Annotated in this window: 28 protein-coding genes and 1 other annotated feature; of the genes, 5 read left to right on the top strand and 23 right to left on the bottom strand. The window is 35.0% G+C overall.

Going from position 1 to position 25347, the window contains the following annotated elements; translation table 11 throughout:
• Window positions 1-150 precede the first annotated feature (150 nt).
• Window positions 151-789 carry a hypothetical protein gene (locus LDP15_RS00465; protein ID WP_057720487.1) on the bottom strand — a complete coding sequence of 213 codons (639 nt, stop codon included), beginning with the start codon at window positions 787-789 and terminating at the stop codon, window positions 151-153.
• A gap of 68 nt (window positions 790-857) precedes the next feature.
• Between LDP15_RS00465 and LDP15_RS00460 the strand changes: the two genes are divergently transcribed.
• Window positions 858-1382, top strand: coding sequence for a histidine phosphatase family protein (locus LDP15_RS00460; protein ID WP_015426995.1), 525 nt, complete (start codon window positions 858-860; stop codon window positions 1380-1382).
• Window positions 1379-1693 carry a GIY-YIG nuclease family protein gene (locus LDP15_RS00455; protein ID WP_010906152.1) on the top strand — a complete coding sequence of 105 codons (315 nt, stop codon included), beginning with the start codon at window positions 1379-1381 and terminating at the stop codon, window positions 1691-1693. Before LDP15_RS00460 ends, LDP15_RS00455 begins: the two co-directional genes overlap by 4 nt.
• A gap of 13 nt (window positions 1694-1706) precedes the next feature.
• On the opposite strand, the gene LDP15_RS00450 is transcribed toward LDP15_RS00455, so the two are convergent.
• The 10 genes from LDP15_RS00450 to LDP15_RS00405 all read right to left on the bottom strand — a co-directional run bounded on the left by LDP15_RS00450 (window position 1707) and on the right by LDP15_RS00405 (window position 11866).
• On the bottom strand, window positions 1707-3056 hold the full coding sequence (locus LDP15_RS00450; protein ID WP_015426996.1) for an amino acid permease: 1350 nt from the start codon (window positions 3054-3056) through the stop codon (window positions 1707-1709).
• Window positions 3057-3486: 430 nt separating this feature from the next.
• Window positions 3487-4404, bottom strand: a complete 918-nt coding sequence (locus tag LDP15_RS00445; protein ID WP_015426997.1) for a Gfo/Idh/MocA family protein — start codon at window positions 4402-4404, stop codon at window positions 3487-3489.
• A gap of 31 nt (window positions 4405-4435) precedes the next feature.
• Window positions 4436-5071 (bottom strand): thiamine diphosphokinase, encoded by a 636-nt coding sequence (locus LDP15_RS00440; protein WP_015426998.1) that lies wholly within the window; start codon window positions 5069-5071, stop codon window positions 4436-4438.
• A complete protein-coding gene (locus LDP15_RS00435; RefSeq protein WP_012898400.1) occupies window positions 5068-5415 on the bottom strand; it encodes a nucleoside triphosphate pyrophosphohydrolase family protein in 348 nt (115 codons plus the stop codon). The genes LDP15_RS00440 and LDP15_RS00435 overlap by 4 nt, the downstream gene beginning before the upstream one ends.
• A gap of 24 nt (window positions 5416-5439) precedes the next feature.
• A complete protein-coding gene (locus LDP15_RS00430) occupies window positions 5440-5895 on the bottom strand; it encodes a hypothetical protein (RefSeq protein WP_015426999.1) in 456 nt (151 codons plus the stop codon).
• Between the two features lie 139 nt (window positions 5896-6034).
• Window positions 6035-7378, bottom strand: coding sequence for an asparagine--tRNA ligase (gene asnS, locus LDP15_RS00425; RefSeq protein ID WP_015427000.1), 1344 nt, complete (start codon window positions 7376-7378; stop codon window positions 6035-6037).
• 47 nt (window positions 7379-7425) lie between these two features.
• Entirely contained in the window at window positions 7426-7737 is a 312-nt protein-coding gene (locus LDP15_RS00420) for a GIY-YIG nuclease family protein (protein ID WP_015427001.1), read from the bottom strand.
• The gene (locus LDP15_RS00415; protein WP_225513406.1) at window positions 7734-8915 is read right to left on the bottom strand and encodes a pyridoxal phosphate-dependent aminotransferase; all 1182 of its coding nucleotides are present in this window, start codon (window positions 8913-8915) and stop codon (window positions 7734-7736) included. Before LDP15_RS00415 ends, LDP15_RS00420 begins: the two co-directional genes overlap by 4 nt.
• Window positions 8912-9355, bottom strand: a complete 444-nt coding sequence (locus LDP15_RS00410; RefSeq protein ID WP_003130291.1) for a DUF5590 domain-containing protein — start codon at window positions 9353-9355, stop codon at window positions 8912-8914. Before LDP15_RS00410 ends, LDP15_RS00415 begins: the two co-directional genes overlap by 4 nt.
• A 135-nt stretch (window positions 9356-9490) precedes the next feature.
• On the bottom strand, window positions 9491-11866 hold the full coding sequence (locus tag LDP15_RS00405) for an ATP-dependent DNA helicase DinG (RefSeq protein WP_168694151.1): 2376 nt from the start codon (window positions 11864-11866) through the stop codon (window positions 9491-9493).
• 228 nt (window positions 11867-12094) lie between these two features.
• Between LDP15_RS00405 and LDP15_RS00400 the strand changes: the two genes are divergently transcribed.
• Window positions 12095-12532, top strand: coding sequence for a universal stress protein (locus tag LDP15_RS00400; protein ID WP_010906159.1), 438 nt, complete (start codon window positions 12095-12097; stop codon window positions 12530-12532).
• A gap of 53 nt (window positions 12533-12585) precedes the next feature.
• On the opposite strand, the gene LDP15_RS00395 is transcribed toward LDP15_RS00400, so the two are convergent.
• The 11 genes from LDP15_RS00395 to infC all read right to left on the bottom strand — a co-directional run bounded on the left by LDP15_RS00395 (window position 12586) and on the right by infC (window position 23324).
• Complete coding sequence (locus LDP15_RS00395) at window positions 12586-13878, bottom strand: hemolysin family protein (RefSeq protein ID WP_015427005.1); 1293 nt, start codon at window positions 13876-13878, stop codon at window positions 12586-12588.
• A gap of 139 nt (window positions 13879-14017) precedes the next feature.
• The gene (locus LDP15_RS00390) at window positions 14018-14938 is read right to left on the bottom strand and encodes a choloylglycine hydrolase family protein (protein ID WP_225513405.1); all 921 of its coding nucleotides are present in this window, start codon (window positions 14936-14938) and stop codon (window positions 14018-14020) included.
• A gap of 151 nt (window positions 14939-15089) precedes the next feature.
• Window positions 15090-15836 carry a tyrosine-protein phosphatase gene (locus LDP15_RS00385; protein WP_015427007.1) on the bottom strand — a complete coding sequence of 249 codons (747 nt, stop codon included), beginning with the start codon at window positions 15834-15836 and terminating at the stop codon, window positions 15090-15092.
• A gap of 203 nt (window positions 15837-16039) precedes the next feature.
• Window positions 16040-17842: an oligopeptide ABC transporter substrate-binding protein gene (locus tag LDP15_RS00380; RefSeq protein ID WP_225513404.1), complete on the bottom strand. Its 1803-nt coding sequence runs from the start codon at window positions 17840-17842 to the stop codon at window positions 16040-16042.
• A gap of 105 nt (window positions 17843-17947) precedes the next feature.
• A complete protein-coding gene (gene oppC / locus LDP15_RS00375; protein ID WP_042230593.1) occupies window positions 17948-18832 on the bottom strand; it encodes a murein tripeptide/oligopeptide ABC transporter permease OppC in 885 nt (294 codons plus the stop codon).
• 9 nt (window positions 18833-18841) lie between these two features.
• The gene (gene oppB / locus LDP15_RS00370) at window positions 18842-19801 is read right to left on the bottom strand and encodes a murein tripeptide/oligopeptide ABC transporter permease OppB (protein ID WP_021722649.1); all 960 of its coding nucleotides are present in this window, start codon (window positions 19799-19801) and stop codon (window positions 18842-18844) included.
• Window positions 19782-20741 carry a murein tripeptide/oligopeptide ABC transporter ATP-binding protein OppF gene (gene oppF, locus LDP15_RS00365; protein WP_047206810.1) on the bottom strand — a complete coding sequence of 320 codons (960 nt, stop codon included), beginning with the start codon at window positions 20739-20741 and terminating at the stop codon, window positions 19782-19784. Before oppF ends, oppB begins: the two co-directional genes overlap by 20 nt.
• Window positions 20738-21754: a murein tripeptide/oligopeptide ABC transporter ATP-binding protein OppD gene (gene oppD / locus LDP15_RS00360; RefSeq protein WP_225513403.1), complete on the bottom strand. Its 1017-nt coding sequence runs from the start codon at window positions 21752-21754 to the stop codon at window positions 20738-20740. The genes oppF and oppD overlap by 4 nt, the downstream gene beginning before the upstream one ends.
• Before the next feature lie 225 nt (window positions 21755-21979).
• Complete coding sequence (gene rplT / locus LDP15_RS00355; RefSeq protein WP_003132352.1) at window positions 21980-22339, bottom strand: 50S ribosomal protein L20; 360 nt, start codon at window positions 22337-22339, stop codon at window positions 21980-21982.
• 161 nt (window positions 22340-22500) lie between these two features.
• On the bottom strand, window positions 22501-22701 hold the full coding sequence (gene rpmI / locus LDP15_RS00350; RefSeq protein WP_003132353.1) for a 50S ribosomal protein L35: 201 nt from the start codon (window positions 22699-22701) through the stop codon (window positions 22501-22503).
• A 128-nt stretch (window positions 22702-22829) separates the two neighbouring features.
• On the bottom strand, window positions 22830-23324 hold the full coding sequence (infC, locus tag LDP15_RS00345; RefSeq protein WP_003132354.1) for a translation initiation factor IF-3: 495 nt from the start codon (window positions 23322-23324) through the stop codon (window positions 22830-22832).
• A gap of 86 nt (window positions 23325-23410) precedes the next feature.
• Window positions 23411-23536 (bottom strand) — a sequence feature (ribosomal protein L20 leader region).
• A 258-nt stretch (window positions 23537-23794) separates the two neighbouring features.
• On the opposite strand from infC, the gene LDP15_RS00340 reads away from it, so the two are divergent.
• Together LDP15_RS00340 and LDP15_RS00335 are read left to right on the top strand one after the other, a co-directional pair.
• Window positions 23795-23923: a hypothetical protein gene (locus tag LDP15_RS00340; RefSeq protein WP_003132356.1), complete on the top strand. Its 129-nt coding sequence runs from the start codon at window positions 23795-23797 to the stop codon at window positions 23921-23923.
• Window positions 23924-23941: 18 nt separating this feature from the next.
• Window positions 23942-24490, top strand: coding sequence for a hypothetical protein (locus LDP15_RS00335; protein WP_015427013.1), 549 nt, complete (start codon window positions 23942-23944; stop codon window positions 24488-24490).
• 10 nt (window positions 24491-24500) lie between these two features.
• Here LDP15_RS00335 and LDP15_RS00330 read toward each other — a convergent pair whose 3' ends face one another.
• Window positions 24501-25205, bottom strand: coding sequence for an HAD family hydrolase (locus tag LDP15_RS00330; RefSeq protein ID WP_136122603.1), 705 nt, complete (start codon window positions 25203-25205; stop codon window positions 24501-24503).
• Between the last annotated feature and the right edge of the window lie 142 nt (window positions 25206-25347).

The raw sequence follows: 25347 nt of genomic DNA, 5'->3' as shown, positions 1-25347 counted from the left end.
ATTTTGAATGCACACTTTGGCGCATTCTCCACACACCAGGTATCCATTCGTGCTAATAGACGAAATGGCTCTCGCTACGTGGGCAAAACCCACTAGTCGAGTCGGACGTGCACCATGAACTACTCTCTAATCTTGTACATCCATGTTTCTTTATTTTTTAAAATAATGTTCTACTTCATCTTCGAGTGCTTGAATATCATGTTTGACTTGCTCACCCATTTCATGGTTAGATTTTTCGATAGCTTCCATCGTATTTCTAGCCATCTTTCGAGCTTCATTCATAATGGAACGGCAACCTGCATCATCCGTTTCTTTCATTTTTTCATCATATTCTATATGAATTCTTCTTGTAAATTCATTGATGTCATGCATCAATGTTTCAAAATTTGAGCGGACCTTGATCTGAGTATTTTCAAAATAAGGCTTACGGTCATCAATCACCAGATTTAAAAGCATCATTTGATAATTTAAATCTGCTGCATTACGATCTCTTGACATCGTATTCTCATTAATACGAATAATGCGTCGCTGATTACTAGAGTCATTTGTACTTTCAAAATGACGTTGTTCTAAGCGGTCCATGTTAAGTTGAATTGTTACTCGCATCAACACTTGTGAGATATGAAGATAATCATAAAACCATTTAATAAAATCGTCTTTTTGCTTATGAAGCATTTCGATAGATAGAGTGGTTGAATGACGTCTTTTTCCAGCTTGATATTCCGCAAAAGCAATAACTGCGGTTACAATTATTGCAAGACTTGAAAGAATCGTAAGTGAAGTAATCATACTCTTATTATACCACGAATGGCAAGCTAGCTCTTAACTTTGGCTACGTTAAATGGTATAATCTGACTATGAAATTATATTTAGTCAGACATGGTGAAACGCGAAGTATTCAGCAAAATTTGCTGACGGGTTGGTTGAACAGTCCTCTCACTGGCACAGGAATTCAACAGTCCGAAATTTTAGCTGACAAACTTTCGTCAGTAAAATTTGACTTGATTTTATCATCAGATTTACAAGGTGCTAAGGAAACTGCAATGATAATTTCTAATAAAATAGGAGCCTTACTACTCTTTGAACCTTTATTACGTGAACGAGGCCTTGGAAAATTGGAAAATCAAACAAAAGAAAATCGAGATTGGGCACAACTTAATATAGAAAATGAAGAAAATCTTACTTTAGGTATTGAATCTCTTGCTTCTATTCATGAACGTGCTAAAATATTTTTAGAAAAACTTCCTCAACTTTTTCCTTCTGCTCAAAATATTCTCATTGTTTCTCACAATGGAATGATTAATCAATTTCAAAAGATTTGGGAGCCTACTCATGAATTTACTCCTTTTGAATTTCTCACTATTTTAGAAAAAAACTTATGAACCAATATTTTACTTACATTTTACAATGCTCAGATAAGACTCTCTACTGTGGCTATACCACTGATTTAGAAAAAAGACTTGCCACTCATAACTCTGGTAAAGGGGCGAAATACACAAAAACAAGATTGCCAGTTAAGCTGCTTGCCTCTGTTGATTTTGATAATAAAAATGATGCCATGTCTTGTGAATGGTGGTTTAAACATAAACTTGTTCGCAAACAAAAATTGTCACTTATCAAAAATGATTTAATCAAAGAAAAGTTTATTGAATACCTAGAACTCAAACAAAAGAAAAACATTCATTTAAAATGAATGTTTTTTATTATTATGCTTTTTTCTTTCGGTAAGTAAAGTAAGAAAGGAGGCAAATCACTAGAGCAAAGACTGACAAAGTCCATGGATTAGTGACAATTTGCATGATGAAGATAATCGTTAAAGCGATAAGCACAACAAGTGTTGCCAACTTAACAAACCAATTCGTTACTTCTTTATGTTTAAAATATAAAACAAGAGCAGCAACTAAAAGGAGAATCCAAACGATTGTAATCGTAAATGAAATCGAACCAGCCACAAATTGCCAAAATCCATCACCCAAAATTGCTGACAAAAGTACACCAATAAACAAAACAAATGATGAAACTAAAATCGCATTCGTTGGGACTTGGTTTTTAGATAATTTGCCCAATCTTTGACCTACATAAGAATTTGAACCTTGAATGCGTGAATAGAGTGAGCGTGAAGTGGCATAAATTGCTGAGTTAACTGCTGAGAAAATTGCAATAACAATGATTACGAGAACGATTTTATCAGCGTGTGGAATTCCTACTCGAGCAAAAATTGTAGCAAATGGACTTGCTGCATCTGGATTTGAAACTTCGCTCCATGGTAATAAATGCAAGAATAAAAAGATTGGAATAACATAAAAACTAATAATCCGAATTAAAACACCTCGAATAGCTCTCGGAATCGCTACTTTTGGATTTTCCGTTTCAGCAACTGTAATTGCTGCCAATTCAGAACCACCAAATGAGAAAATAACAACCAATAATGAAGTTAAAAATCCTGAAAAGCCATTAGGAGCAAAGCTTGGTGCTGTACTTTTAGTCGATACTTTTTGAGCGGTATCAGCAACAAAACCAAGATGAGCATCATTAATAACTAATAAATAAATTCCGAGTGCAATTAAAATTAAAATAACAGCGACTTTAATAAATGCAAGCCAATATTCCGTTTCGGCAAAAGCTCTAACTGACCAGAGATTGATTGCTGTTCCAAGAACTGCTACAATCAGGGCGAAAACCCATAATGGCACTCCAGGAATTAGCATGGCAAGGAAAGTTGATACCCCTGCTTCTTCTGCAATTAGGACGGCCATCCAAGTTGCCCAGTAAACCCAGTCCGCAAAATGCGCCCAGTGGTCCCCAATAAAAGGAGCAACAACTCCGGCCATTCCAGCCTTATGTTCATCTTGATGGATGACCATTTTCCCAACACCATACATGACAACATAAAGTGTCAGTCCAGCTAAGATGTATGAGAGTAATACACTTGGCCCAGCCTGTGCAATGACTTTTCCAGAACCTAAAAATAGTCCTGAACCAATCGCTCCCCCAAGTGAGAGCATAACAATGTGGCGAGTCTTTAAAGAAGACTTCAAGCCTGTAGAATTTTCCATAAAATTCCTCTTTTCTAATGTGTGAAAGCAAAGCTTTCTTTTATAAGTTCCCTTCCATTCATCTAGCAAAACCCTGCTTGGAATCGGTCTTTACGATTAATTTTACTTTAGAGTCGAAAGAAAGGGTAAAAAAATTAAAAAAGAAAGACCAGATAGTTTTTACTATCCGGTCTTCTTTGAATCCCGGCGCAGAAACTTGAGTATACTCAAAAGTTGTATCTACGCCAACTGCATAAACACAAACTATCTGCACCAAAAATAAAAGACTGTAGATTGTTGTGTTTTCATGCGGACTCCTTTTCTTAATTTTTTTATAATTATACTTTTTTATTGACAATAATGCAAGGCTCAGCCTAAAAAAATACTGACAGAAAATTTTTTAACTCTGTCAGTATTTTTAAGATAGTCTAATATTTCTGTCAGTAACTTTTCATTTTAACATTTGGTCAATGATTTCGTGGGATTTTAGAATATTTTCTTGTCTAAGTTCTGTCAGTAATTCTTGACGATTTTGACCATCAAATTTTTCAACCGCTAGAACCATGGCAGAAATGATTTCATCAAAACCACGATTGTATGTCGCACTTTGCCAACCACTTATTCCAAATTTTTGACGGTCAATTCCTGTAAATTTTTCAAGTTCGCACAGTTCTGACAAGCGAAGGCTTTCTCTAGGACTTTCTACTGTAAATTCTTCAGTAAAGGCGCCAGCTTCTAAGTTCATTGTGGCAATTCCACTCGTTGTCGCTGTTTCTAGCATAACAATTGCTCTTGTTAATTGCCCGTCTTGATTCTTCTTTAATGAATAATTGACTTCTAAAATCTCATCATCTAGCAAATAAATCAAGGTGTCCAGAGGGTGAATAAAAATATCGTACATTGAAAATGTAATTTTTTCACTGGCAGAATTTGCTAAATTTTTACTTACTTTCACCATATTTTTATCTGGGAGAGCTTTTAATTTAGCTGTTTGTGGTGCAAATCTGCGATTAAAAGCGACGACAAATAAGGTATTATTTTGGTCAGCAATTTTTTGCAATTCTTTTACTTCAGATAATTTTTCTGAAACAGGTTTATCCATTAAAACAGGAACTCCCGCTGACAAATATCTTTTAGCTAACTCAAAATGTTGGGAAGTTGCCGCATGAATAATAACCAGATCCACAGTTTCTAGTGCTGACAAGTCCTCTGTCGCATATTCAAATTTATAATGTTTGCGAACTTCTTCAGCTTTTTCCCACTGACGAGAATACAAAATAAAACGATGGTCCGCCTGCATTTTCGCATAAACTGGTAAATAAGCCTTACTTGCAATATTTGATGTTGCCCCAATGACTCCAATAATCATACTTTTTCCGTTCTCCTTAACCTCTTATTATTTATTTTTTATGCGAATCGCCTGAATAAATTACAATGACCATTCCCTGATTGAATGAAACTTTCATTTGGTCACTGATAAATTCATTACTAGCATAGATTTGACTAAAATTATCCTCTGCTTTCAAAGGATATTTTGCTTCTTCAATGGCCAAACTATCCTTTGTTTCTACCTGAACAAATCCAACATATTGGTAAGTTGGCTTTCTCTTTAGTAAATGCTGACCAGGCAACAAGTAGGTCACCAAATTTTGTTGGTCAACTAAAGTCATTTTTGGAGCGAGGGCTTGATATTTTGGTCGTGTTGCTAAATAAGCATTGGTCAGTAAATGGTCCAAACGTCCACCTAAAGCACCAGCAATTACAATTTCCGCATCAGCAAAATGTTCTAAAATAAAATCTAAGGCTGCTTCTAAATCTGTCAGATCTTTTTCAGCAGGCAATTTAATCAATCTGTCAGTACTGACAGAAATTTTATCAAGTTCAGTTTTACTGACAGAATCAAAATCACCAATTGCCAGAGCCAATTGATAACCTTTTTCCACTAAAAATAGTGACCCTCTATCCACACCAATATATTTATCAAAACTTTCATTAGGTATAAAATCTGGCAAACCAGCCACAATCAATATTTTCATCTCTCATCCCCTGAGCCTGAAATCTTGCCACGGCTCAATCGACTCTCTAATTTTTCAATATTTTCACTCGCAATTTGTTCAAGAGAAATTCCTAGATAACGTGCACTCGTTGCTACATACCAAAGAATATCACCAAGCTCCTGACCAATGGCCTTTTTATCATTGACTGACAGCTTTCCCTCTTGGTCGCGGATAACTTTTTTTACCTTGTCAGCCACTTCACCTGCTTCACCAGATAATCCCAAAACTTTATCCACAAATGCAAAATCTACTTCATTTTGACTCTCTATTTTTTCATTCAAATCAAATTTGATAATTGCTTTTTGGTAAGCATCTAAATCCATTTTCTCCCCTTTAAGATTACAAAATTACTTTTTAAATTTTTTTCTCATTTTCACTTCCATAAAAATATCAGCTAAAATTGCCAAAACCATTTCCTGATAGTCTGCTTCGTCAATCAGAGCATGACGTAAACAACCTTGTTCATAATAAAGGTCACAAAGTTGTCTAAAAAGTCTGTGGTATTGTGCCACTTCATCTGGCAATCCTCGCATATTTTCATAAGCCATGTTGACAAATAGTAAAAGCATCACCTCTTCATCAAGATTTTCTGGTTTGATTAAATATGAACGATAAGCACTAATGACAAACTCTGCAATAAAATCGGCCACAAACTGCGAATCAAGATAATCATATTTATAAATCCCATAAGTCATCAAAGCTCTTTCAGCCATTCGCTCAGCCAACTGTCTTGTTGCCAAATCTATCATCGCTTCATATTCATCATCCGACCACTTCATCCGAGGTTCTTCTTTATTTTTCATAAGTTAATTATATCACAGTCTTGCAAAGGCTATCATTCTCCAAATTTATTAATCATTTCATACAATATTCTTTTAAAACTAGCATTAAACCTCTTAATAAAAATAAAAAACCTCTTAAAGTAGAGGTTTTTTATTTTTATTAAGGTTGGATACGGTTAATCATACGTGGGAATGGAATTGCTTCACGAATATGTTCTGTCCCAGCGACAAAAGTAACCATACGTTCAAGACCAAGTCCGAAACCAGCATGAGGAACTGAACCAAATTTACGAAGTTCTAAATACCAATCATAATCTTTAGGATCTAAACCGAAATCAGCAATTTTCTTAAGTAACAAATCATAATCAGTTTCACGTTCTGAACCACCAATGATTTCGCCATAGCCTTCTGGAGCCAAAAGGTCAGCACACAAAACGCGTTCTGGGTTACCAGGGACTGGTTTCATGTAGAAAGCTTTAAAACTTGCAGGATAGTTGACGATAAATGTTGGAACACCATAGTAATTTGAAATCCATGTTTCATGAGGCGAACCGAAGTCATCCCCATGTTCTACATGCTCATAATCTGTATCTTCATCATTTTCGTGTGCTTGCAACAAATCAATAGCCTCATCATAAGAAACACGTTTGAAAGGTGTATCAATATACTTTTGCAACATGCTTGTATCACGTTCAAGTGTTTCAAGAGCATAAGCAGCATTATCCAAAACACCTTGAATCAAAGCTTTCACATAAGCTTCTTGAATATCCAATGATTCATCATGAGTAACAAATGGATATTCTGCATCCATCATCCAAAATTCTGTCAAATGACGACGAGTTTTTGATTTTTCAGCACGGAATACTGGTCCAAAGTCGAAAACACGTCCAAGAGCCATTGCTCCAGCTTCAAGATAAAGTTGTCCTGATTGTGACAAGAAAGCAGAATTACCAAAATAATCTGTTTCAAAGAGTTCTGTTGTGTTTTCAGCAGCATTTCCTGAAAGAATTGGACTATCAAACTTAATGAAGCCATTTTTCGCAAAGAAATCATAACTTGCATAGATGATTGCATTACGCACTTGCATCATTGCCATTTGACGTTTTGAACGCAACCATAAATGGCGGTTATCAAGGAGGAATTCAACGCCGTGTTCTTTTGGTGTAATTGGATAATCATGTGATTGACCAATCACTTCCAAATCAGTCACATCAAGTTCATAACCAAATTTTGAACGTGAATCTTCTTTAACGACACCTGTCACATAAACTGAAGTTTCTTGTGAGAGATGTTTAATTTCATCAAATTTAGCTGTTCCTTCTTCTTCACCAAAGTTTTCAATCATATTTGGTTTGAAAACAACAGCTTGGAAAAATGCTGTTCCATCGCGAAGTTGAAGAAATTGAAGTTTCCCTTTACCTGATTTGTCAGCAACCCAAGCGCCGATTTTTACTGTTTCACCAACGTGGTCCTTGACGTCGATGATTGAAATTAAGTCTTTCATAAATAAGTCCTTCTATATTTTAATTTTATAATTTTTAAATAATACTTTTATAACTTTTCAAGCCAGATTTCTTTTAAAGTTTTTAAATCATCTTTGAATTCTTTAGTGGTTTGCAGCTCATCTTTTTCTAATTCTTCAAGAACTTCCAATTCAAAATCAGCTGTTTTCGCTGCTTTTTCAATGGCATAAGGTAAGCCAATTCCCGTTTTTTTGGCAAATTCAAAACGATTTTTTACACCTGCTAAATCTGGTGCTATATCAATATAGCGTTCATTCGTTTCGAGATTCTTATAAGCAATAACTGCTCCAACTTTTTTTGAAAGTTTATAGGCCGATTTTGCTTCTTTCTTATCGATCATTCATTCATCCAATCTTTTAAACGTGCCACTGCAACTTCTAAATTTTCAAGACTTGTTGCATAGCTCAAGCGAACATTTTCTGGCGAACCAAAACCTGCTCCTGTAACCAAGGCTACACCTGCTTCTTCAAGAATAGCAGTTGTAAAATCAGTCACATCGCTATAGCCCTTCATCGCCATTGCCTTAGTCACTTTCGGGAATAAATAGAAAGCACCATTTGGTTTTACAAGTTCAAATCCTGGAACCTCAGAAAGTTGACCATAAATGATATTTAAACGTTCTTCAAATGCTGCATGCATTATCTCAAAACTATTATCTCTTTCTTCAAAAGCTTCTATTGCTGCGTATTGAGCGACAGCAGTTGGATTAGAAGTCGTTTGGCTCGCAATCTTAGTCATCGTAGAAATAATTTCTGGGTCACCTACAGCTAGTCCAATCCGCCAACCAGTCATTGCAAATGTTTTAGAAACACCATTAATCACTGTCGTTCTTTTCCGAATTTCATCAGATAGACTTGAAATTGCTGTAAATTCCGCTCCATTATAAACTAAACGATGATAAATATCATCTGCCAAAATTAATAAATCATGAGCAAGAGCCCACTCTCCAATGGCTGTTAATTCTTCTTTAGAATAAATCATCCCTGTTGGATTAGAAGGTGAATTGAGTAATAAAATTTTACTTTTACTTGTTCTTGCTCCTTCTAATTGCTCAACCGTAACTTTAAAATTATTCTCTTGCTTGGCTTCTACAATTACCGGATTTCCTCCAGCCATTTTCACTTGGTCAACATAAGAAACCCAGTAAGGAGCAGGAATGATTACCTCATCGTCAGGGTCAACAGTTGCCATAAAGTAAGCATAAAGGGCAAACTTTGCTCCAGCTGTAATCAATATTTCATTTGGTTGAATTTCATAATTATAAAAACGAGTCCAATAATGTTGAACTGCATTTTTTAATTCTGGAAGTCCACCAGCTTGTGTATAAAAGCTTGCCTTGCCATTAGCGATTGCTTCAATGGCTGCTTGACCAATTATTTTTGGTGTTGGAAAGTCTGGCTGACCAAGTGTCAGGTCAATAATATCTCGCCCTTGTGCTTTTAATGCTTTTGCGCGATTTGCCGCAGCAAGAGTGACGGACTCATCCATTTTTAATACAAAATCAGAATTTTTTTTCATATCAACTCTTTCCCTGACTCAAAGTCATAAACTTTAAAACCATTGCTATTATTTACTTCCCAAGCCGGTTTCCCTTTGTAAAGCGCTAAGACAACTGATTTCGTATCTTTTGTCGTTAAGCTTGCTGGTGAAACCCCTTGCGATAATTTAACTTCTTTAATTTTACCAGATTTTTTTGGAATTAGAATTCCAATTTCTTGATTCGCTTTATTAAGGCCAACAATTGAATAAGTCACGGTGTCAGTTGCAGCAATATCAAATCCTGTCGCTTTAACTAAATCTGTTTTTTCTGTGGCAATGTCAATCGCTTGCGCTCGAACGGAATGATAAGGATTTAGACTCTTCCAAAAGAAAAGACTGATAGACAAATAAATGGCTAAAATTATCACTAAAATTCCAATTATAATTTGCGAATGTCGAGTCATTTTTCGCTTTTTCATATTTTTCTTCTTTCAAAATTTGAGAAAATCTTTTTTTCAAAGATTATTTGAAGGCTTATTAGTAAAATTTCTCATGATTAGGAAAAAATAATTTGTCCAATTTCCCATTTTAAGTTTTTGCTTAAACATGTTTTATTATATCAAAAAAATCTTGATTTCGCTGATTGTGTCTAGTAAATTCAGCATTTTTACAGGTAAAGTTTCTGAAAGATTTTTTCGCATTCTTTTGGCGTAAGATTTTCCTGCAAGTCTTTTATCTAATACGACAATACTTGAGTACTGATTTTTACGACGATTTACCCGACCAATGGCCTGACGTAATTTTAAAGTTGCCATTGGAACATTAAAATCATAGAAAGGATTTTCAAACTTTTGCGCATATTTTTTAGTTAAAATATCATCAGGCGTTGCAAAAGGAAGTCTTGGAATAACAAGAATCACTTGATTTTGCTTATCAAAATCGACTCCCTCCCAAAAAGAACCCAAACCTAATAAAATTTTTCCTTCACCTTTATCAAATTTTTTCTTGATTTGGGCTGGACTCCCATTAATATCTTGTGCTAAAATATCAAACCCTTCAGCAGATAATTTCTCAGCAACAAAAGTCAAAGCCATTTTTGAAGTAAATAAGACCACCATTGGCAAATTCAATTTTGAAAGTTCTCCAATTGAATTTGCTGTGTAATCTGCATAATCAATTAAACTTAGATTTTTGATATTAGGCGCATCTGTCACCGTCAGCAATTGCTGATTAGTGGCTTGATTTCCTTCAATTTTGAAAAAGCGATAGTCTGTAAAACCAAGCAAGTCAGGAAATGACGGTTTGTCTTTAGATAATGACAATGTCGCTCCCAACATAAAAAGTTTGGTATTTTTAGGAATCAATCGTTCAAAATTATAGAAATCTTGGTCACTCGCATAAAGCATCCCATTTTCACGCCAGACAATTTGATTATCAGCTTCTAAAAGTGCTGACAGATTTCTCAAGCCAAGTTCATCAGCATCTATCTTTATTTTATTTAAATCAAGCTCTTTTTTATTAAGCTGAAAAACAAGACTTTCTTGAAGCCTTTTGGTCAGCTGGGGATTTTCACTTGTTTCAGCATCAATTTTTATCAGTTCGTCAGTAATTTTTAAAGATTTTTGACCCGCATTTTCCATGATAGGAAATAATTGTTGAGCCTCATCAACAACAAGAACACGATTTTCCAAAAAAGTTTCAGGATAGTCAGCTAAACGTTCAATCAAATAGGCATGATTCACCACTTTAATTTCAGCCTGTTCAGCTTCTTTTTGGGCTTTCAACCAAAAATCTTGTTCATAATGAAGCTGTTTTGTATTGACATAGCCATCATGGCGAATGCCTTCAAAATAGTCATCATTAGTCATGACTTTTGAAACTTCATCCAATTCGCCTGTCCTTGTTTCTGTCAGCCAAATTAAAATTTTCATTTTAAAAATTTCAAAATTTTTGCCGTCAGTATTATTTAATAAAAGCTCAGAAAATTTTCTCAGAGAAATGTAATTTTTAGTCCCAACAATCTTGGCCATTTTTAAACCAAATGTTTTCCCAAGTTTTGGTGCCACATCATTTACTAATTGCTTCTGGAGAACTTTGGTTGCTGTTGAAACGACCAAACCTTTTCCTGAGGCCAAAATTGGCAGTAAATAACCATAAGTTTTTCCAAGTCCTGTCGGTGCCTCAATAAAACTTGCTTGTAAATGTGTAAGCTCTGTTTCCATTAAATGAGCTAATTTTTCTTGTTTTGAGCGAGAAGACAAGCCCAATCTACTGATATTTTCTGAAAAATTTGCTGACAAGGCTGTCAGGGGATTTTTTTTACTGACAGAAGCCCTAAACTTACGTGTCGCAATATTATGAACCACTTTAAAGCCAGCTGGTCGAATTTTTGTTTTATCCAACTGCTCTTGTAAAAAAGTTTTACTTTCAAAAAGTAAATTGTCCGAATGTCTAAGCAACTCTTCCAAAACGCTTCTTGGTAACTTTTGGATTTTCGCTTCTATTTTCAGCAATAATTCAGCTGTAGCATACGCATCCGAAACTGCGGCATGCGGATGGTCATGTGCCAAATCTAACTTTTCGCTCAATGATTCTAAACCATATTTTTCAAAAGTTGGATAAAAAACACGCGCCAAATCGACTGTATCGACACGCAACATTTCATTAAATTCCAAGCCAGCATTAAGAAAACTTTTTTCTAAAAGTCCATAATCAAACCTAGCATTATGAGCAACAAAAACACTGTCTGTCAGTAATTCTCGTACTTTTGCAGCAACTTCTGAAAACTCAGGAGCCGTCTTTAACTGTTTATCTGACAAACCTGTCAGTTCACTAATCCTTGGAAGCAAAGGTTCATGTGGATTGACTTCAGTGGAAAAAGTTTCAACAATTTCTCCATCTTCAACAAGAACAATCCCAATCTGTATAATTTTATTTTCACTACTATGAGCATCGGTCGCTTCCAGATCCACCACAGCATATCGAGTCATATTTTTCACCTATTTCTTACAGTTTTCTTTAAGTTCATAAGTCATCAAAATTTGCTGACAGACTTTCAATAGAGAACTTCTATTTCTGTCAGTAATTTTTTCCACTATTTTAAAGAAATTCACTTCATCAATTATACCATAAACCATTTTTTAACAGTTTTCTTTTTACAAATTGACAAAATAAGAGTAAAATTAAAATATAGATAAAAACTTATGAAGGAGTCGCCTATGTTAGATAACTATAAGAAAATCCTTGTTGGTATTGATGGTTCGGTAGAAGCTACTAAAGCTTTTGACAAAGCAGTTGCAACAGCACTTCGTAACGATGCTGAACTCGTTATCGCTAACGTCATTGACCTTCGTGCCTTCCAATCTATCTCAGCCTATGATTCAGTTGTTGCTGATGATACACACAAAGGTGCTGAAAACCTCATTAATGACTTTGCTGACGAAGCAAAAAAAGCTGGCGTTAAAAAAGTCAAAACTCGTGTTGAATTCGGTTCTCCAAAAGTCATGCTTGGCCAAACTCTTCCAAAAGAAGAAGAAATTAGCCTCATTGTTCTTGGAGCTACTGGTCTTTCTTACATTGAACGTATCTTTATCGGTTCAGTGGCGGATTACATTATCAAAAATGCACCATGCGATGTCCTCGTCGTTCGTCAATAAAATAAAAAAGCGGAGCCTCTTAAGGCTCCGTTTTTTTATACCTCAAATACAATCTACACTCGTTTAACTTCTAAAATATGAGGAGTAATTTTATCCATTTCAATAATAGTAATTTTTAAATTATCAAATTCGAAAATCTGACCCACCTCAAGTGACTCATTTTGCTCTAGTGAATAATTTGTAATAAACCCACTAATCGTTTTACTTAAATTATTTTGAGCCAAATCAATATTAAACAGTTCTTCAAATTCAGATAAAAGCAATTTACCATCTACCTGATAAGTAGTCGGAGAAAGCTTTATTACCAATTCTTTCTCATGATCTTCTTCATCCTGAATATCACCAACTAACTCTTCAAGAATATCCTCAATTGTCACAAGTCCACTTGTCCCACCATACTCGTCCAATAGAATAGCAAAATGTTTATGCTCTTTTTGCATCTCTGAGAGTAATAACTTTACGGGAATAGTATCAATAAATATAATAGGTTCTTGCATGATTTTCTTTATTTCTTGACCTGGAGCAGTTAAATACTCTTTAATCAAATTTTGGAGCGTAACATAGCCTAGAATATCATCTTTAGTTTTAGCAATAATAGGGAAACGAGTGTGCCCTTTTTTAATCGCAAATTTTAACGCTTCTTCAATCGAAACATCAACGGGAATCGTCTCCATATCTAATCTCGACACCATGATATCCTTAGCTATCAAATCATCAAATTCAAAGACATTGTTGAGATATTCGTACTCTTTTTCGTTGATTTCCCCTTTAATAAAACTTTGATTAGCAATTAAAATTAACTCTTCTTCTGAATGGATTTCATCACCTTCAGTAGCCAAACTTAAATTAAACAATTTACCAATTGAACTTGCTGAAGCATTTAATAACCACACAAAAGGATAGGTAAGTTTATAAAAATAATGGAGCGGAGCAGCAACCGTTAAGACAACTCCTTCAGTTTTTGTAATACTTAAAGATTTTGGAATAAGTTCTCCGATTACCACATGAACAAAAGTAATTAATAAAAAGGCTAAAATAATAGACAAGCTGTCTAATAACACAGAAGGTAGAGGAACATAAGACAAGAGGGGAGCTAAAATACTATGCATCGTACTTTCACCTACCCACCCAATTGCTAACGAAGTCAAAGTGATTCCAAGTTGACAGGCACTTAAATAAGAATCAAGGTGATTGACGATATTAAGTGCTAATTTTGCCCTTTTATTATTTTCTTTTTCTAATGTTTCTAAACGACTTTTACGTATTTTTACCAGCGAAAATTCAGCCGCAACAAAAAATGCCGTAAGAAAAATCATTAAAACTATTATAAATAAATTTAAAATCACTATTTTTTCCTTAATTTCTCTCTATTATTTCTCGAATTTCTTTTTAGGATTGCTATACTTAAAACTAATATTTAAAAAATACTTCTTGAATTCAAAGAACTTAATGACTATCCCTCCTATTTACTCGATTAAATATTTATCAATTTAACTCTAAAATATCTTCCTCATTGACAATAGGAAAGTTTTTAAATTCCTTCTCATTTTTCAAGGATTCTGACAAACTTATTTTCCTGATTCTTTGATTACCATAAGTTGAAAAATAATAACTTAGAGTTTCTGAGCACATATATGCCGAATAACAAGTGAAATCATTTGCTCCATGCTCAGTTATAACAATTCCTTTTGGAATACTTACAGATTCTAATATATGATGACAAAGCGTAATAGCGGCTAATTCATTACTTGGTTTCTCAGCGTAGTTTTTTAAATAAGCTGTTCTAACAAATCTTGAAGGAGGCGTAAAATCTCCTGGAAAGCCAAAAGTACCTGAACCTTGACTAAATGGTTTTAATGTCTTTCCTAATAGTTCGATACTTTCTTTTTGATTAGGTGTAAAAGAAAGATAATTTCTTAAATTAGTTTCGTGCCATTGGTAATCTGGACTATTTGTCATCACTCCAATTGAATCTTTTATAATTGAAAGTCCACCTTGCCTTGGTTCAATAATCAAACTTTGACCACTAGAATCAGAAAAAATAAAATGTAAAGGAGGCGTAAGACCTAAGGTTGGATTAGTATCATTAATAATAACAAATTTCTTATCAAATAAATCAATGATTTCTTCTAAATTACTAGCTTGAGTGAGGACCGTTGGAATAACCATATCAGGTGAAATTCCCTTTTGATTTTTTTGGATATTCTCACTATAGTCAGCATAGCCTGGGAAATACAAAGTCGCACCCATTAACCCTTTTTCGTTGATTCCATCAAAGAGTACTGGATGCCCCTCTTCCATCGCACCCATCCCTAAACAAGCATAGGATGTTTCAATTGTCTCTTCATTAGAGTGGGCAATTCCTATCTCCTTGTTTCTTGGAATAAAAAGAATTTGTTCCGCCATTCTATTTGAAAATCCATTGTACGAGAAAGAAAATGTTTATTATCTTGACTCTCTAGTGTAAAACTACTACATCCAATCATCTTTTGTACCTCCAATGTATTCTATTAACTTAATTATACATCAATTAGCAAAAGAGTTCAAAATCACTTTTTTATGATTTATAATTTAAATAGAGGCTTTGAAAATGCTCGATATAATCCTTCTCAAGTGAGAGTCCTTCACTTAAGTAGCCCTCAAAAGAACCAAAATTTTCATTCATTATTTCTCTGGCATGAAATAAATAGTTCTTATCCACAGTAAGAGCAATCTGTAATCCCTCGATTTGGTCTTCAGTGAGTTTTTCTTTCAATGAATTGATAATTTCTTGATTCACCTCTTTGCGAGCAATATTCGTTTTGAGATAATCCTTCAGAATCTCCTCATCAGAAGCTCCTGCCAGTCTTAAAAGCAAGGCAGCAGCAAATCCAGTTCTATCTTTTCCAGCAAAACAATGAAAATAAACAGCTTGTTTTTGCTCTAAAAGATCCAGTAAAAAAGCTCGATATCCTTCTAAAGCAGACTTACTGATGACGATACTTTCATAAGTTTTCATCATCGCTTCACTAATATCTGTGGCATTAATAATCATATCCTGTAAAGAGCCATTATTTCCTGAAGTTTCAGAAGCTAAAATATCTATATTTTCATATTTAATTCCTTTGAGTTCAACATCTGGTTGAGTAGTGACCTCTTCTTGCCCCCTAAAATCATAAATTTTCCCAATTTGGAATTTATTCGTAAGAATTTTTTTATCCTCAGCTGTTAAATCGGTCAACTGACCTCCTCTAAAAAATATATTCTTTTTTAGTCCGGATTCTTTTGAGTTTTGTGCCTGAATATCTCTAAAATTTACTAGCATATTGCCCCCTCGATTAATTATTAGTTAGGCTTATTATAGCATTTTTAAATTAATTAATTTTTAAATTCGTAAGTTCAAATCTTAAAAATCATCAAACAAAAGAAGCTCAAATCATAAATTTGAGCTTCTTTGACTTTAGAATTGCGAAAACTAAAGTGAGGGTATTTTTACAAAAAAAACTTGTAAACAAAAGTTAAACAAAACTATTTGGTTGCCATCTTATCAGATGAAACACCAATTTCTGACCAAGTATTCATTGCACCATAGTCAAGCGTCATCCCAACTACCCGTTTGTTAACTGGGGTATAGTTGATAGCATAAGCCGTTGGAATAACATAGGCCTTTTTATTCATATCTTCTTGATATTTAATAAAAGCAGCTTTACGATAAGTTGAATCCTCAGCTTTGGTCGAGTCAATATCATTCAAATCTTTTGTAATTTCAGGGTCATTAAAGTGACCAAAGTTATAAGGTGCTGCTGCTGAGAACAAATCTTGTTGAGAAGGCTCTCCTGAGAGTGACCATGCACCGTCAGTGATATCCCAGTCATCTGAACCTGGCGGAGTCATCATATGGTCAGCCCAAGAATTAAATTCCATCAATTTACCATGATAAAGACTAACTTTCACACCAATTTTCTTCCATTGTTGAATGTAATTTTGAGCAATCGTTTCTTGATTAGCGTCACCTACACGAGCCGCATAAACAAGCGATAATTCTTTTCCATCTTTTTCACGGTAGCCTGTAGATTTATTCAATTTCCAACCGTCTTCATCTAAAAGTTTATTCGCTTTATCAAGGTCTTGTTTTTCATAACCTTTAACTGACGGGCTAGTAAATTCTTTGAAGATTGGTGGAATCAATCCATTAGCAGGTGTGGCAAGTCCATTAGAGAATTTTGCTTGAACTGCTGCGACATTTCGAGCATAACCAAGGGCTTCACGAACATTTTGATCTTGCAAAGGTGTTTTGCGGTCTTGAACACTAATTGACTTTTTCACATCATAGTGACCAAGATTATAATACATCAAACTAATATATAATTCTTGTTGACCCAAAACTTTATAGCCTTTGACATCTTTCACCTGTTTATACTGGCTTGCGCGCATATCATTGATATAATCATATTTGTGAGCAGAAAGGGCCGCGACTGATTTAGCGGTTGATACAATTTCATAAGTAATTGAATTTAATTTTGGTTTTTCACCCCAATAGTAAGGATTTGGGACATATTTAATAGATTCACCAGCAACAACATTTTCCGGTTTAAAAGGGCCTGTAACCAAAGGTTTTGTTGTCGATTTTGGACTAGAAGCCAAATCTTTAGGGGCGACATCTTTCAAATATTGATAAGGAGCTACAGTCTCAAGAAAATAACCATTTCCTGTTTGATTCATTCCAGGCGTCATTTCTTTAAATTGAACCTTGATGACTTTTCCGTTTTCACCGTCTGGGAAAGTAATCCCTGAGATTGTTTTAGCTTTACCCGCATGATAATCACTCAAGCCAACAATATTTGCCAGAGAATCAGTCCAACGGTCGGAACCATAAGCAGGATTAGCGGTAAGCTCATAACTGAACTCATAGTCTTTAGCTGTCACTTCTGAGCCATCAGACCATTTCAAATCTTTACGCAAGGTAATCGTTGCTGTTTTTGCATCTTTGTCAAGACTTACATTAGCAGGCCCACCATTGATATATTTAAATGAACTGTTGGTAAAGAAGAGACCATCTTGCCCACCACCAGGACCAGACATAGAACCAAAGGTAGCGTCATCTGAAAGTGGAGCCAACCATTCAGCTTTCATTGGTGAGTCACTTTGATAAGCGATTTTTAAATTTCCACCTTTGATTGCCTTGTCCGGGTTTTGATAAGCAACATCAAAATTCCCCGCTTTTAATTTTTTCGTACTTGTACTTGAGCTTTGGTTAGAGCCACAAGCACTTAAGAGGGCAGCTGCTAAAACTACACCACTTGCCAATAAAGTTACTTTTAATTTTTTCATCTTAGTTTCTCCAATAATTTCTTTTTATTTCTTACTTCAATATAATATTTAATTTATCATATCCATTTTTAATAGATAAACATTTTTATCACTCTTGAATGTTGTTTATCTTGTAGCTTGTCTTTGGTCAGCCACTCGTCTTAGCGCATTTCCAATAAAGATAATGGCAAGCACCACAATTAGGATGACCACTGTTGCTGGAACCCAAGTCCAAGGCTTATCAGTCATTGTTTCTGGATTAGTCGCTTCATTTATCATTGTCCCCAAAGATGGTGTCCCTGCTGGAAGTCCAAAACCTAAGAAAGAAAGCCCTGTTTCTAAACCAATATTTCCAGCAAAAACAAGCGTTGCTTCAGCAATGACTAAGGTGGACAAGTTGGGCCATATTTCCCGAAACATAATTTTAAAATCAGAGGTTCCCGAAGTTTTTGATGCTCGAACATAATCTCGATTGACTTCTGTCATTGTTCTTGCCCGAATCAGACGCGTTGTCCCTATCCAACTAAAGATACTGATAATCCCAATCAAAGACCAAGAATTAAACCGTGGAATGATAGTTACAAAAACAATAATGATCATCAATGATGGTAAAATCATGACAAAATCAGTGAAACGCATGAAGATTAAATCAAATCTTCCGCCAAAGTAGCCCGTAATTACCCCTAAGATATTTCCTACAACTAAAGTAATAAGTGTAACTGCAAAAGCGATATTGAAAGAGTTTCGTGCAGAAATCATCAGCATCATGATGATATCTCGACCACCATTATCAGTTCCCAGTAAATGTCCATTTGTCAGTGGCGCCAGATATTGGTCCATGATATTCACATCAACATAAGTTGATTGTTTTAAAAACATCGAGTAAATATAAACGATTAGAAAGACAGCAACTAGGAAAAGTGCTGAAATCAGTGCTAATTTGTCATTCTTTAGTTCTTCTTTGATTGAGTGAACTAATGATAAAGAATTTTTGTGTTTTTTTTCTGTCATTTTCACTCCTTATTGAATCCGAATTCGTGGGTCAACCATTGCCATGATAATATCCGACAGGAGGGCTCCAAGAAGTCCCAAAAAACCATTTAATAAAATCAAAGCCGTAATCATTGAATAATCTCGCCCAGTGATTGAAGTAATAAAAAGTTGTCCTAAGCCAGGATAGCCAAAAATTGTTTCAGCAAAGATTGCTCCTCCCAAGAGTCCAGTAATCACAAATCCAAAATTAGAAGCAATTGGTAATGAGGCATTTCTCAAAATATGACGTCTAAAAATCACTTTTTCCTTAACCCCTTTGGCTCGAGCCGTTCGTACATAATCTTGTGTTTGTTCATCTAAAATTCCTGAGCGGAAGTAAGTAAAGATTCCAACTGTTCCAAAGACCGCCAAACTAAAAGCCGGAAGAATCATGTGATAAATCTTACTAAAGAAAACAGGAATGGTTCCCATCGCATTTGGACTTACCGTCCCACCTGTCGGAAACCAATTAAGACTATAACCAAAGATAAAGATAATCAAGAGATAGAATACGTAAGGTGGAATACCAAAAGTAATTGAATTATAGGTCAACCACAATTGGTCTTGCCATTTTCCTTCATTTCGAGCTGCAACTATTGACATCGGAATAGCAAATAAGTAAGTTAAAATAACTGACAAAAGTGACATCCAAAAAGTATTAACCGCTCTATGTCCAATGACAGTCATCACGGGCTCTTTGAGATTATAGGACATTCCTAAATTCCCATGTATGGCATTCCCTAGCCACCTGAGATACTGCTCCCACCAAGGGTCATATAAACCCGCTGCCCGTCTTAATGCCTCAACTTCATGTGGGTCAGTATGAGGACCAATTAAACCCGAAAATGGATCACCAGGCATCAATTTAGCAAAGAAGAAAATAAGAATACTCAAGATAAATAATTGAGGAATCATCAATAAAATACGTCTAATAATTACTTTCCACATTTTCCCCTCCTTTTGGCAAAGCAGCCCAATGACTTTCACTTAATTTTTGTAAGGGCAAAGCGTGTCCGTCTTTATCATAAAAGTTTGCTTTTTTATCCTCAAAGTCTTGTTCAACTTTTAGACGGTTTTTCCGATTTTCCGCTCTTCTTGAAACATCAATCGAAGGGATAGCAGATAAGAGTCGTTTAGTATAAATGTGCTGTGGCTCATCAAAAATATCTCTTCGTGTTCCTTTTTCGACAATTCGACCATTGTGCATGACTGCAATATTATCGGTCATATGGCGGACAACCCCTAAATCATGAGAAATAAAAAGAAATGCAATTCCCAAGTCTTTTTGAATGAGCTTCATGAAATTCAAAACCTGAGCTTGAACAGATAAGTCTAATGCCGAAACTGGTTCATCTGCCACAATTAACTTAGGATTAGTAGCAACTGCCCGTGCGATTCCAATTCTTTGTTGTTGACCTCCAGAAAATTGGAAAGGATACTGTTCTAAAGCTTGTTTAGGTAGTCCAACAATATCCAATAATTCATGAATCCGTTTATTTTCTGTCTTAGCATCTAATTTTTCAAAATTTCGAATAGGCTCCGCAATGATATCGTAAATTGTTTTCCGTGGATTCAAACTCGAAAATGCATCTTGAAAAATCATTTGAACATCTTTATTGTATTTGAGGTGGTTTCTTATCTTTTTTTTGCTGACATCTTGTCCTTTGTAAATCAATTGTCCTGATGTCATTTGTTCTAAACCAACAATTGTTTTGCCAATCGTTGATTTTCCAGAGCCAGATTCACCAACTAAACCCACAGTTTCTCCTTCATGAATCGTTAAATCTACTCCATCAACGGCTAAAACATTATCTGTCACTCGATTAAAGAAACCAGATCGAATAGGATAATAAACTTTTAAGTCCTTTAAATTAAGAATTTCGCTCACTTTTCACCCCCTTTCAATTTTTGATCTGGAAATTCAAATTTTTTCCAAGCCTGACCTCGAACAAAATGATTTAGAGAAATTTCAGTCATTTTTTCCGAAATTACTTTTTGAGCTTCTTCTTTCATCCAAGGCACTCGAGCGAGAAATAAATCTTTGTCATATTCAATTTCTGACAGAGAAGGCACAGACCCTGGAATCACATATAAATCATCCGAAACGGTTTCGGCAGATGGATTTGAACGCAAAAGTGACCGGGTGTATGGATGTTTGGGATTTTGAAAAATCTCTTCAACAGAAGCTTTTTCGACGAGTTGTCCAGCATACATCACCGCCACTGTATCGGCAACCTCAGCAACAACTCCTAAATCATGAGTAATTAGAATAACCCCAGCATTCTTCTTCTTTTGTACTTCTAAAATCAAGTCTAAAATCTGAGCTTGAATGGTAACGTCTAAAGCAGTCGTTGGCTCATCAGCAATAATCAAATCTGGGTCATTGGCAATGGCTATTGCAATCATTACTCTTTGTCTCATCCCGCCTGAAAGTTGGTGAGGAAATTGATTAACGACTCTTTTAGGATTTGGAATTCCTACTTGTTCTAAAAGTTGAAAGATTCTACTTTCATACTGATTTTCTGGATAAACATCATGCACGGCCAACATTTCCTTGATTTGCTGCCCAATTTTCATCAATGGATTAAGCGCAGTGAGTGGATTTTGAAAAATCATTCCAACTTTACTTCCTCGAATACTTGCCATGGAATCACCCGTTTTACCAATCACTTCTTCATCATCCAATAAAATGGAGCCTGTAATTTGAGTTTGATTTGGGTTATGTAATCCCATAACAGCAGTTGCAAAAGTTGACTTCCCAGAACCTGATTCCCCAACAATGGCTAAAACTTCACCACGTCTAAGCCTTAAATCAATATCATAAATTGCTTTTTGAAATTTACCAGCAATCCGAAAAGCAACACTCACTTGTTTTGCTTCCAAAATATTTTCACTTTCCACATTTGCCTCCATCCTGTATTCTTATTTATACTAAATGTCTTTTATTGAAAACAAATTACTTTTGTTTCAAAACAAGGACTTACGATATTATATTCTTTTTTATTAATTTTTGCAACAATTTAGTATATTCGGAATAAAAAAACACTCCCCTAATGTCATAATTAAGAGAGTGTCTGCTTAAAATATAAAAAATCTGCTAGAAAACCAGCAGATTTTTTAAGATAATTATTTAGCCAAAGCTTTTTTTGCTTCTTCAGCAAGTGCAGTAAATGCAGCAGCATCAGCGATTGCGATGTCAGCAAGCATTTTACGGTTTACTTCGATATCAGCTAATTTCAAACCGTGCATCAATTTGCTGTATGAAAGACCATTCATACGTGCAGCTGCGTTGATACGTGCAATCCACAATTTACGGAAGTCGCGTTTCTTTTGACGACGATCGCGGAATGCGTAGTAGTATGAATTCATGACTTGCTCTTTAGCAGTCTTGAAGAGTTTATGTTTAGCTCCGTAGTAACCTTTAGCGAGCTTTAAAATACGTTTACGGCGTTTGCGAGTTGCAACGCTACCTTTAACACGTGCCATGTGTGTTCTCCTTTAATTCTTAGTAGATTTCAATTTTGTCATAATGACAAATTTATTTTTTTATTGAGTTGGAGCAAGAAAATTAGATGACTTATTTCATTGTCCCTCTTAGTCGCTTACGCTCCTGCGAGGATTGCTCCAATGCAGCGAACAATGTCCGCTTAACGCATTGTCGCAACCATGCGACGGATACGTTTGAAGTCCCCTTTAGAAACCATAGAAGATTTACGAAGTTGACGACGTTGTTTTACAGTTTTACCGTGGAAACGGTGAGAAGTGTAAGCACGGAAGCGTTTAAGACCGCCGTTACCTGTACGTTTGAAACGTTTAGCAGATGCGCGGTGAGTTTTTTGTTTTGGCATTGTAATTCTCCTTAATTTATATCAGTTGGCAGAAAAAAATATTCTGCACCTCTATTCATTTTAAACATTCGTTTTCAATGAATAGAGAGGTGAAAGGTTAACCTTTCAGATGGTTGTCTTGTTAAGACCTATTTTTTAATAGGTGCAAGTTGCAAGAACATTTGACGACCATCCATTTTGGCTCTTTGTTCAACAACAGCAACTTCTTTTGTTGCTTGCGCGAACTTGTCCATTACTTGACGCCCCACATCTTGGTGAGTAATCATCCGACCTTTAAATCGGATTGAAACCTTAACTTTATCGCCTTTTTCAAGAAACTTGATGGCTTGACGAAGCTTTGTATCAAAGTCGTTTTGGTCAATTACTGGTGACAAACGGACTTCTTTTACAGAAACAACAGCTTGTTTTTTCTTTGCTTCTTTTTGTTTTTTCTTTTGCTCAAACATGAATTTTGTATAATCCATGATTTTTGCAACAGGTGGTTCTTGGTTTGAAATTAAAACCAAGTCCATGTTAAGATTTTCAGCTTGCATTAGCGCCTCAGACGTTGGTGTGACACCTAATTGTTCACCCTCAGCGCCAATGAGACGAACCTCACGAGCACGGATTGCACCGTTCATCATAGGTTTTCTATTGTCTTGTTTAGCTATGTTCGTTCTCCTTCTAATATGATGTGAAAGTTGACTAAGGTTTAGGCAACTTCTTTTTTAAAGAAAAACAAAAGCGGAACGACAATCTCGCCCCGCTCATGAAAACATTCGTTTTTGAATAATTCCATTCGTTTGCCCAGGGCTATAACCTCTAAGGCGAGAAGCGGGTGCTTCTGCTTTTCAACTCTATTATTCTATCAATTATTTAAAGACTTGTCAAGTCCTAATTTTTTTAATTATTTATAGTAAAATTTATCTATAATTCTGATTATAATTCTAATTTTTTGACACTTATAGAATACAATTTTAGAATATGGCTTTAATCTTGTCAATTCAGCATTTTTTCTATAATTTCAAACACCATATCATTCAATAAAATGAAAATAAAATGATAAAATGATAAAATGATTATAATAAACTAAAATTATCGAAAGGAGAATAAAATGTCAGATATTCAACTCATTACAATTTTTAATACCAGTGCTACAGAAACTCCCAATCAACTCAAAACCTATCAAGTGATGGATGACAATTCTCTACGACTTTTTCAAGTGTCATCTGCATCAAATTAAAAATAGAAAGGATTATCTATGACTCCACTAGATTTAACTCATCTTACTGAAGATATCAAAAAAACAAAAAACTGGTCAATTCATCGGAAAAGAATGTATGCCATGGGTTTAATGCATGAGCTTTATATTACTGATGGTTCAAATAACGAAAATGAACATTCAATTATTCCTGCAAGTGACCGTTTGTTAACTGCGCAATTGGTCAGTGAAGTTCTTGACCAGCTGATTGAATATGATGAAATTTCAATTTTTGAGGAAATGGTCGAAAATCATAAAACAACTTGTCCCTCTATTCAATTTTCACATATTTTATCTTTTGATGACCAAGCGGGCATCCAATATATTTTAAATTCTAATAGTTGGTTAAAGGTTTTACGTGGTTCAAATAACATAGCTCTTGTTATTACTGGTAATCTTGTTGGTGATTTTACTTTTTACCTTGAAAGTCCTAACGAAACTTTTGAAGAAAAAAAGATTACTTTTAACAAAAATGGAATTTATCGGTTGTCTAACAAGCCTATTGACAGACTTTATTTAACTGCTGACTCTTTAAAACTAGTCCAATAATAAAAAACGGTTAATCACCGTTTTTTTCTATAAATGAATCAAAAAAATCTTGAATGTTTGTAAATTCATAATCAGCAATCGTTTCTTTTTCAGGTCCAATATATGCTGTCTTCATTCCCAACTCTTGGGCGGGTTTGATGTCATGTTCGAGAAGATCTCCAACCATTAAGGTCTCAGACGCTTGGAAATTTTCTTTGGTGAGCACATTTTTAAAGGCACGCGCATCTGGTTTCAGATAGCCTGTTTCACCAGAGATGTAAGCCGAAAATAATTTTTCAACTTGAGAACGACGTAATTTTTCTCTCTGCTCCACATGACCCCCATTACTTAATAGGGCAAGTTTGTAGTTTTTGGAAAGGTTTTTTAGATTTTGGATGAGTTGTTCATCAGGCTCTATCAATTCAAACAATCTATTCAAGAATTTTTTGAAAAAGCCTGTAAGATAATTTTCATCGACTTTCAAATCAAAATATTCGATAGTCAAACTTAATCTTTCTTCTCTTAGCTCTTCAATCGTCATTTTTCTTTGATGGACTTGTGGCCAAAGCAATTCATCAAATTCATGGTATTTCTCCATGAAATGATTGAGTTCTTGGTCAGTAAATGGTCCTAATTGTTCTGAAAAAAGTTGGCGGTGAGCTAATTCCCAATATTTTTCTTTAAAAGGGAAAAGTGTATTGTCCCAATCAAAAATAATATTTTTTATTTCTGTCATCTCTTTCCTCATTCCTTGTTTAAGCCTATTTTATCAACTTTTAAAGTATTCCACAAGAAAAAAAGTTACTGACGAAAATTTTAAGTTGCTTCCTCAGTGCCAAAACACAAGGACTCTCCCCAAAATTTTCTGTCAGTAACTT

Origin of the sequence: Lactococcus sp. SK2-659 (assembly GCF_020218185.2) — a bacterium.
Classification (GTDB): Bacteria; Bacillota; Bacilli; order Lactobacillales; family Streptococcaceae; genus Lactococcus; species Lactococcus lactis.
This window is presented reverse-complemented; position numbering and strand designations above follow the sequence as displayed.

Excerpts from the sequence above, each read along its gene's own strand:
- LDP15_RS00465 (WP_057720487.1), bottom strand. The coding sequence starts at position 789 with ATGATTACTTCACTTACGATTCTTTCAAGTCTTGCAATAATTGTAACC.
- LDP15_RS00460 (WP_015426995.1), top strand. The coding sequence starts at position 858 with ATGAAATTATATTTAGTCAGACATGGTGAAACGCGAAGTATTCAGCAA.
- LDP15_RS00455 (WP_010906152.1), top strand. The coding sequence starts at position 1,379 with ATGAACCAATATTTTACTTACATTTTACAATGCTCAGATAAGACTCTC.
- LDP15_RS00450 (WP_015426996.1), bottom strand. The coding sequence starts at position 3,056 with ATGGAAAATTCTACAGGCTTGAAGTCTTCTTTAAAGACTCGCCACATT.
- LDP15_RS00445 (WP_015426997.1), bottom strand. The coding sequence starts at position 4,404 with ATGATTATTGGAGTCATTGGGGCAACATCAAATATTGCAAGTAAGGCT.
- LDP15_RS00440 (WP_015426998.1), bottom strand. The coding sequence starts at position 5,071 with ATGAAAATATTGATTGTGGCTGGTTTGCCAGATTTTATACCTAATGAA.
- LDP15_RS00435 (WP_012898400.1), bottom strand. The coding sequence starts at position 5,415 with ATGGATTTAGATGCTTACCAAAAAGCAATTATCAAATTTGATTTGAAT.
- LDP15_RS00430 (WP_015426999.1), bottom strand. The coding sequence starts at position 5,895 with ATGAAAAATAAAGAAGAACCTCGGATGAAGTGGTCGGATGATGAATAT.
- asnS (WP_015427000.1), bottom strand. The coding sequence starts at position 7,378 with ATGAAAGACTTAATTTCAATCATCGACGTCAAGGACCACGTTGGTGAA.
- LDP15_RS00420 (WP_015427001.1), bottom strand. The coding sequence starts at position 7,737 with ATGATCGATAAGAAAGAAGCAAAATCGGCCTATAAACTTTCAAAAAAA.
- LDP15_RS00415 (WP_225513406.1), bottom strand. The coding sequence starts at position 8,915 with ATGAAAAAAAATTCTGATTTTGTATTAAAAATGGATGAGTCCGTCACT.
- LDP15_RS00410 (WP_003130291.1), bottom strand. The coding sequence starts at position 9,355 with ATGAAAAAGCGAAAAATGACTCGACATTCGCAAATTATAATTGGAATT.
- LDP15_RS00405 (WP_168694151.1), bottom strand. The coding sequence starts at position 11,866 with ATGACTCGATATGCTGTGGTGGATCTGGAAGCGACCGATGCTCATAGT.
- LDP15_RS00400 (WP_010906159.1), top strand. The coding sequence starts at position 12,095 with ATGTTAGATAACTATAAGAAAATCCTTGTTGGTATTGATGGTTCGGTA.
- LDP15_RS00390 (WP_225513405.1), bottom strand. The coding sequence starts at position 14,938 with ATGGCGGAACAAATTCTTTTTATTCCAAGAAACAAGGAGATAGGAATT.
- LDP15_RS00385 (WP_015427007.1), bottom strand. The coding sequence starts at position 15,836 with ATGCTAGTAAATTTTAGAGATATTCAGGCACAAAACTCAAAAGAATCC.
- LDP15_RS00380 (WP_225513404.1), bottom strand. The coding sequence starts at position 17,842 with ATGAAAAAATTAAAAGTAACTTTATTGGCAAGTGGTGTAGTTTTAGCA.
- oppC (WP_042230593.1), bottom strand. The coding sequence starts at position 18,832 with ATGACAGAAAAAAAACACAAAAATTCTTTATCATTAGTTCACTCAATC.
- oppB (WP_021722649.1), bottom strand. The coding sequence starts at position 19,801 with ATGTGGAAAGTAATTATTAGACGTATTTTATTGATGATTCCTCAATTA.
- rplT (WP_003132352.1), bottom strand. The coding sequence starts at position 22,339 with ATGGCACGTGTTAAAGGTAGCGTTGCAACTCGCAAACGCCGTAAACGT.
- rpmI (WP_003132353.1), bottom strand. The coding sequence starts at position 22,701 with ATGCCAAAACAAAAAACTCACCGCGCATCTGCTAAACGTTTCAAACGT.
- infC (WP_003132354.1), bottom strand. The coding sequence starts at position 23,324 with ATGATGAACGGTGCAATCCGTGCTCGTGAGGTTCGTCTCATTGGCGCT.
- LDP15_RS00340 (WP_003132356.1), top strand. The coding sequence starts at position 23,795 with ATGTCAGATATTCAACTCATTACAATTTTTAATACCAGTGCTACAGAA.
- LDP15_RS00335 (WP_015427013.1), top strand. The coding sequence starts at position 23,942 with ATGACTCCACTAGATTTAACTCATCTTACTGAAGATATCAAAAAAACA.
- LDP15_RS00330 (WP_136122603.1), bottom strand. The coding sequence starts at position 25,205 with ATGACAGAAATAAAAAATATTATTTTTGATTGGGACAATACACTTTTC.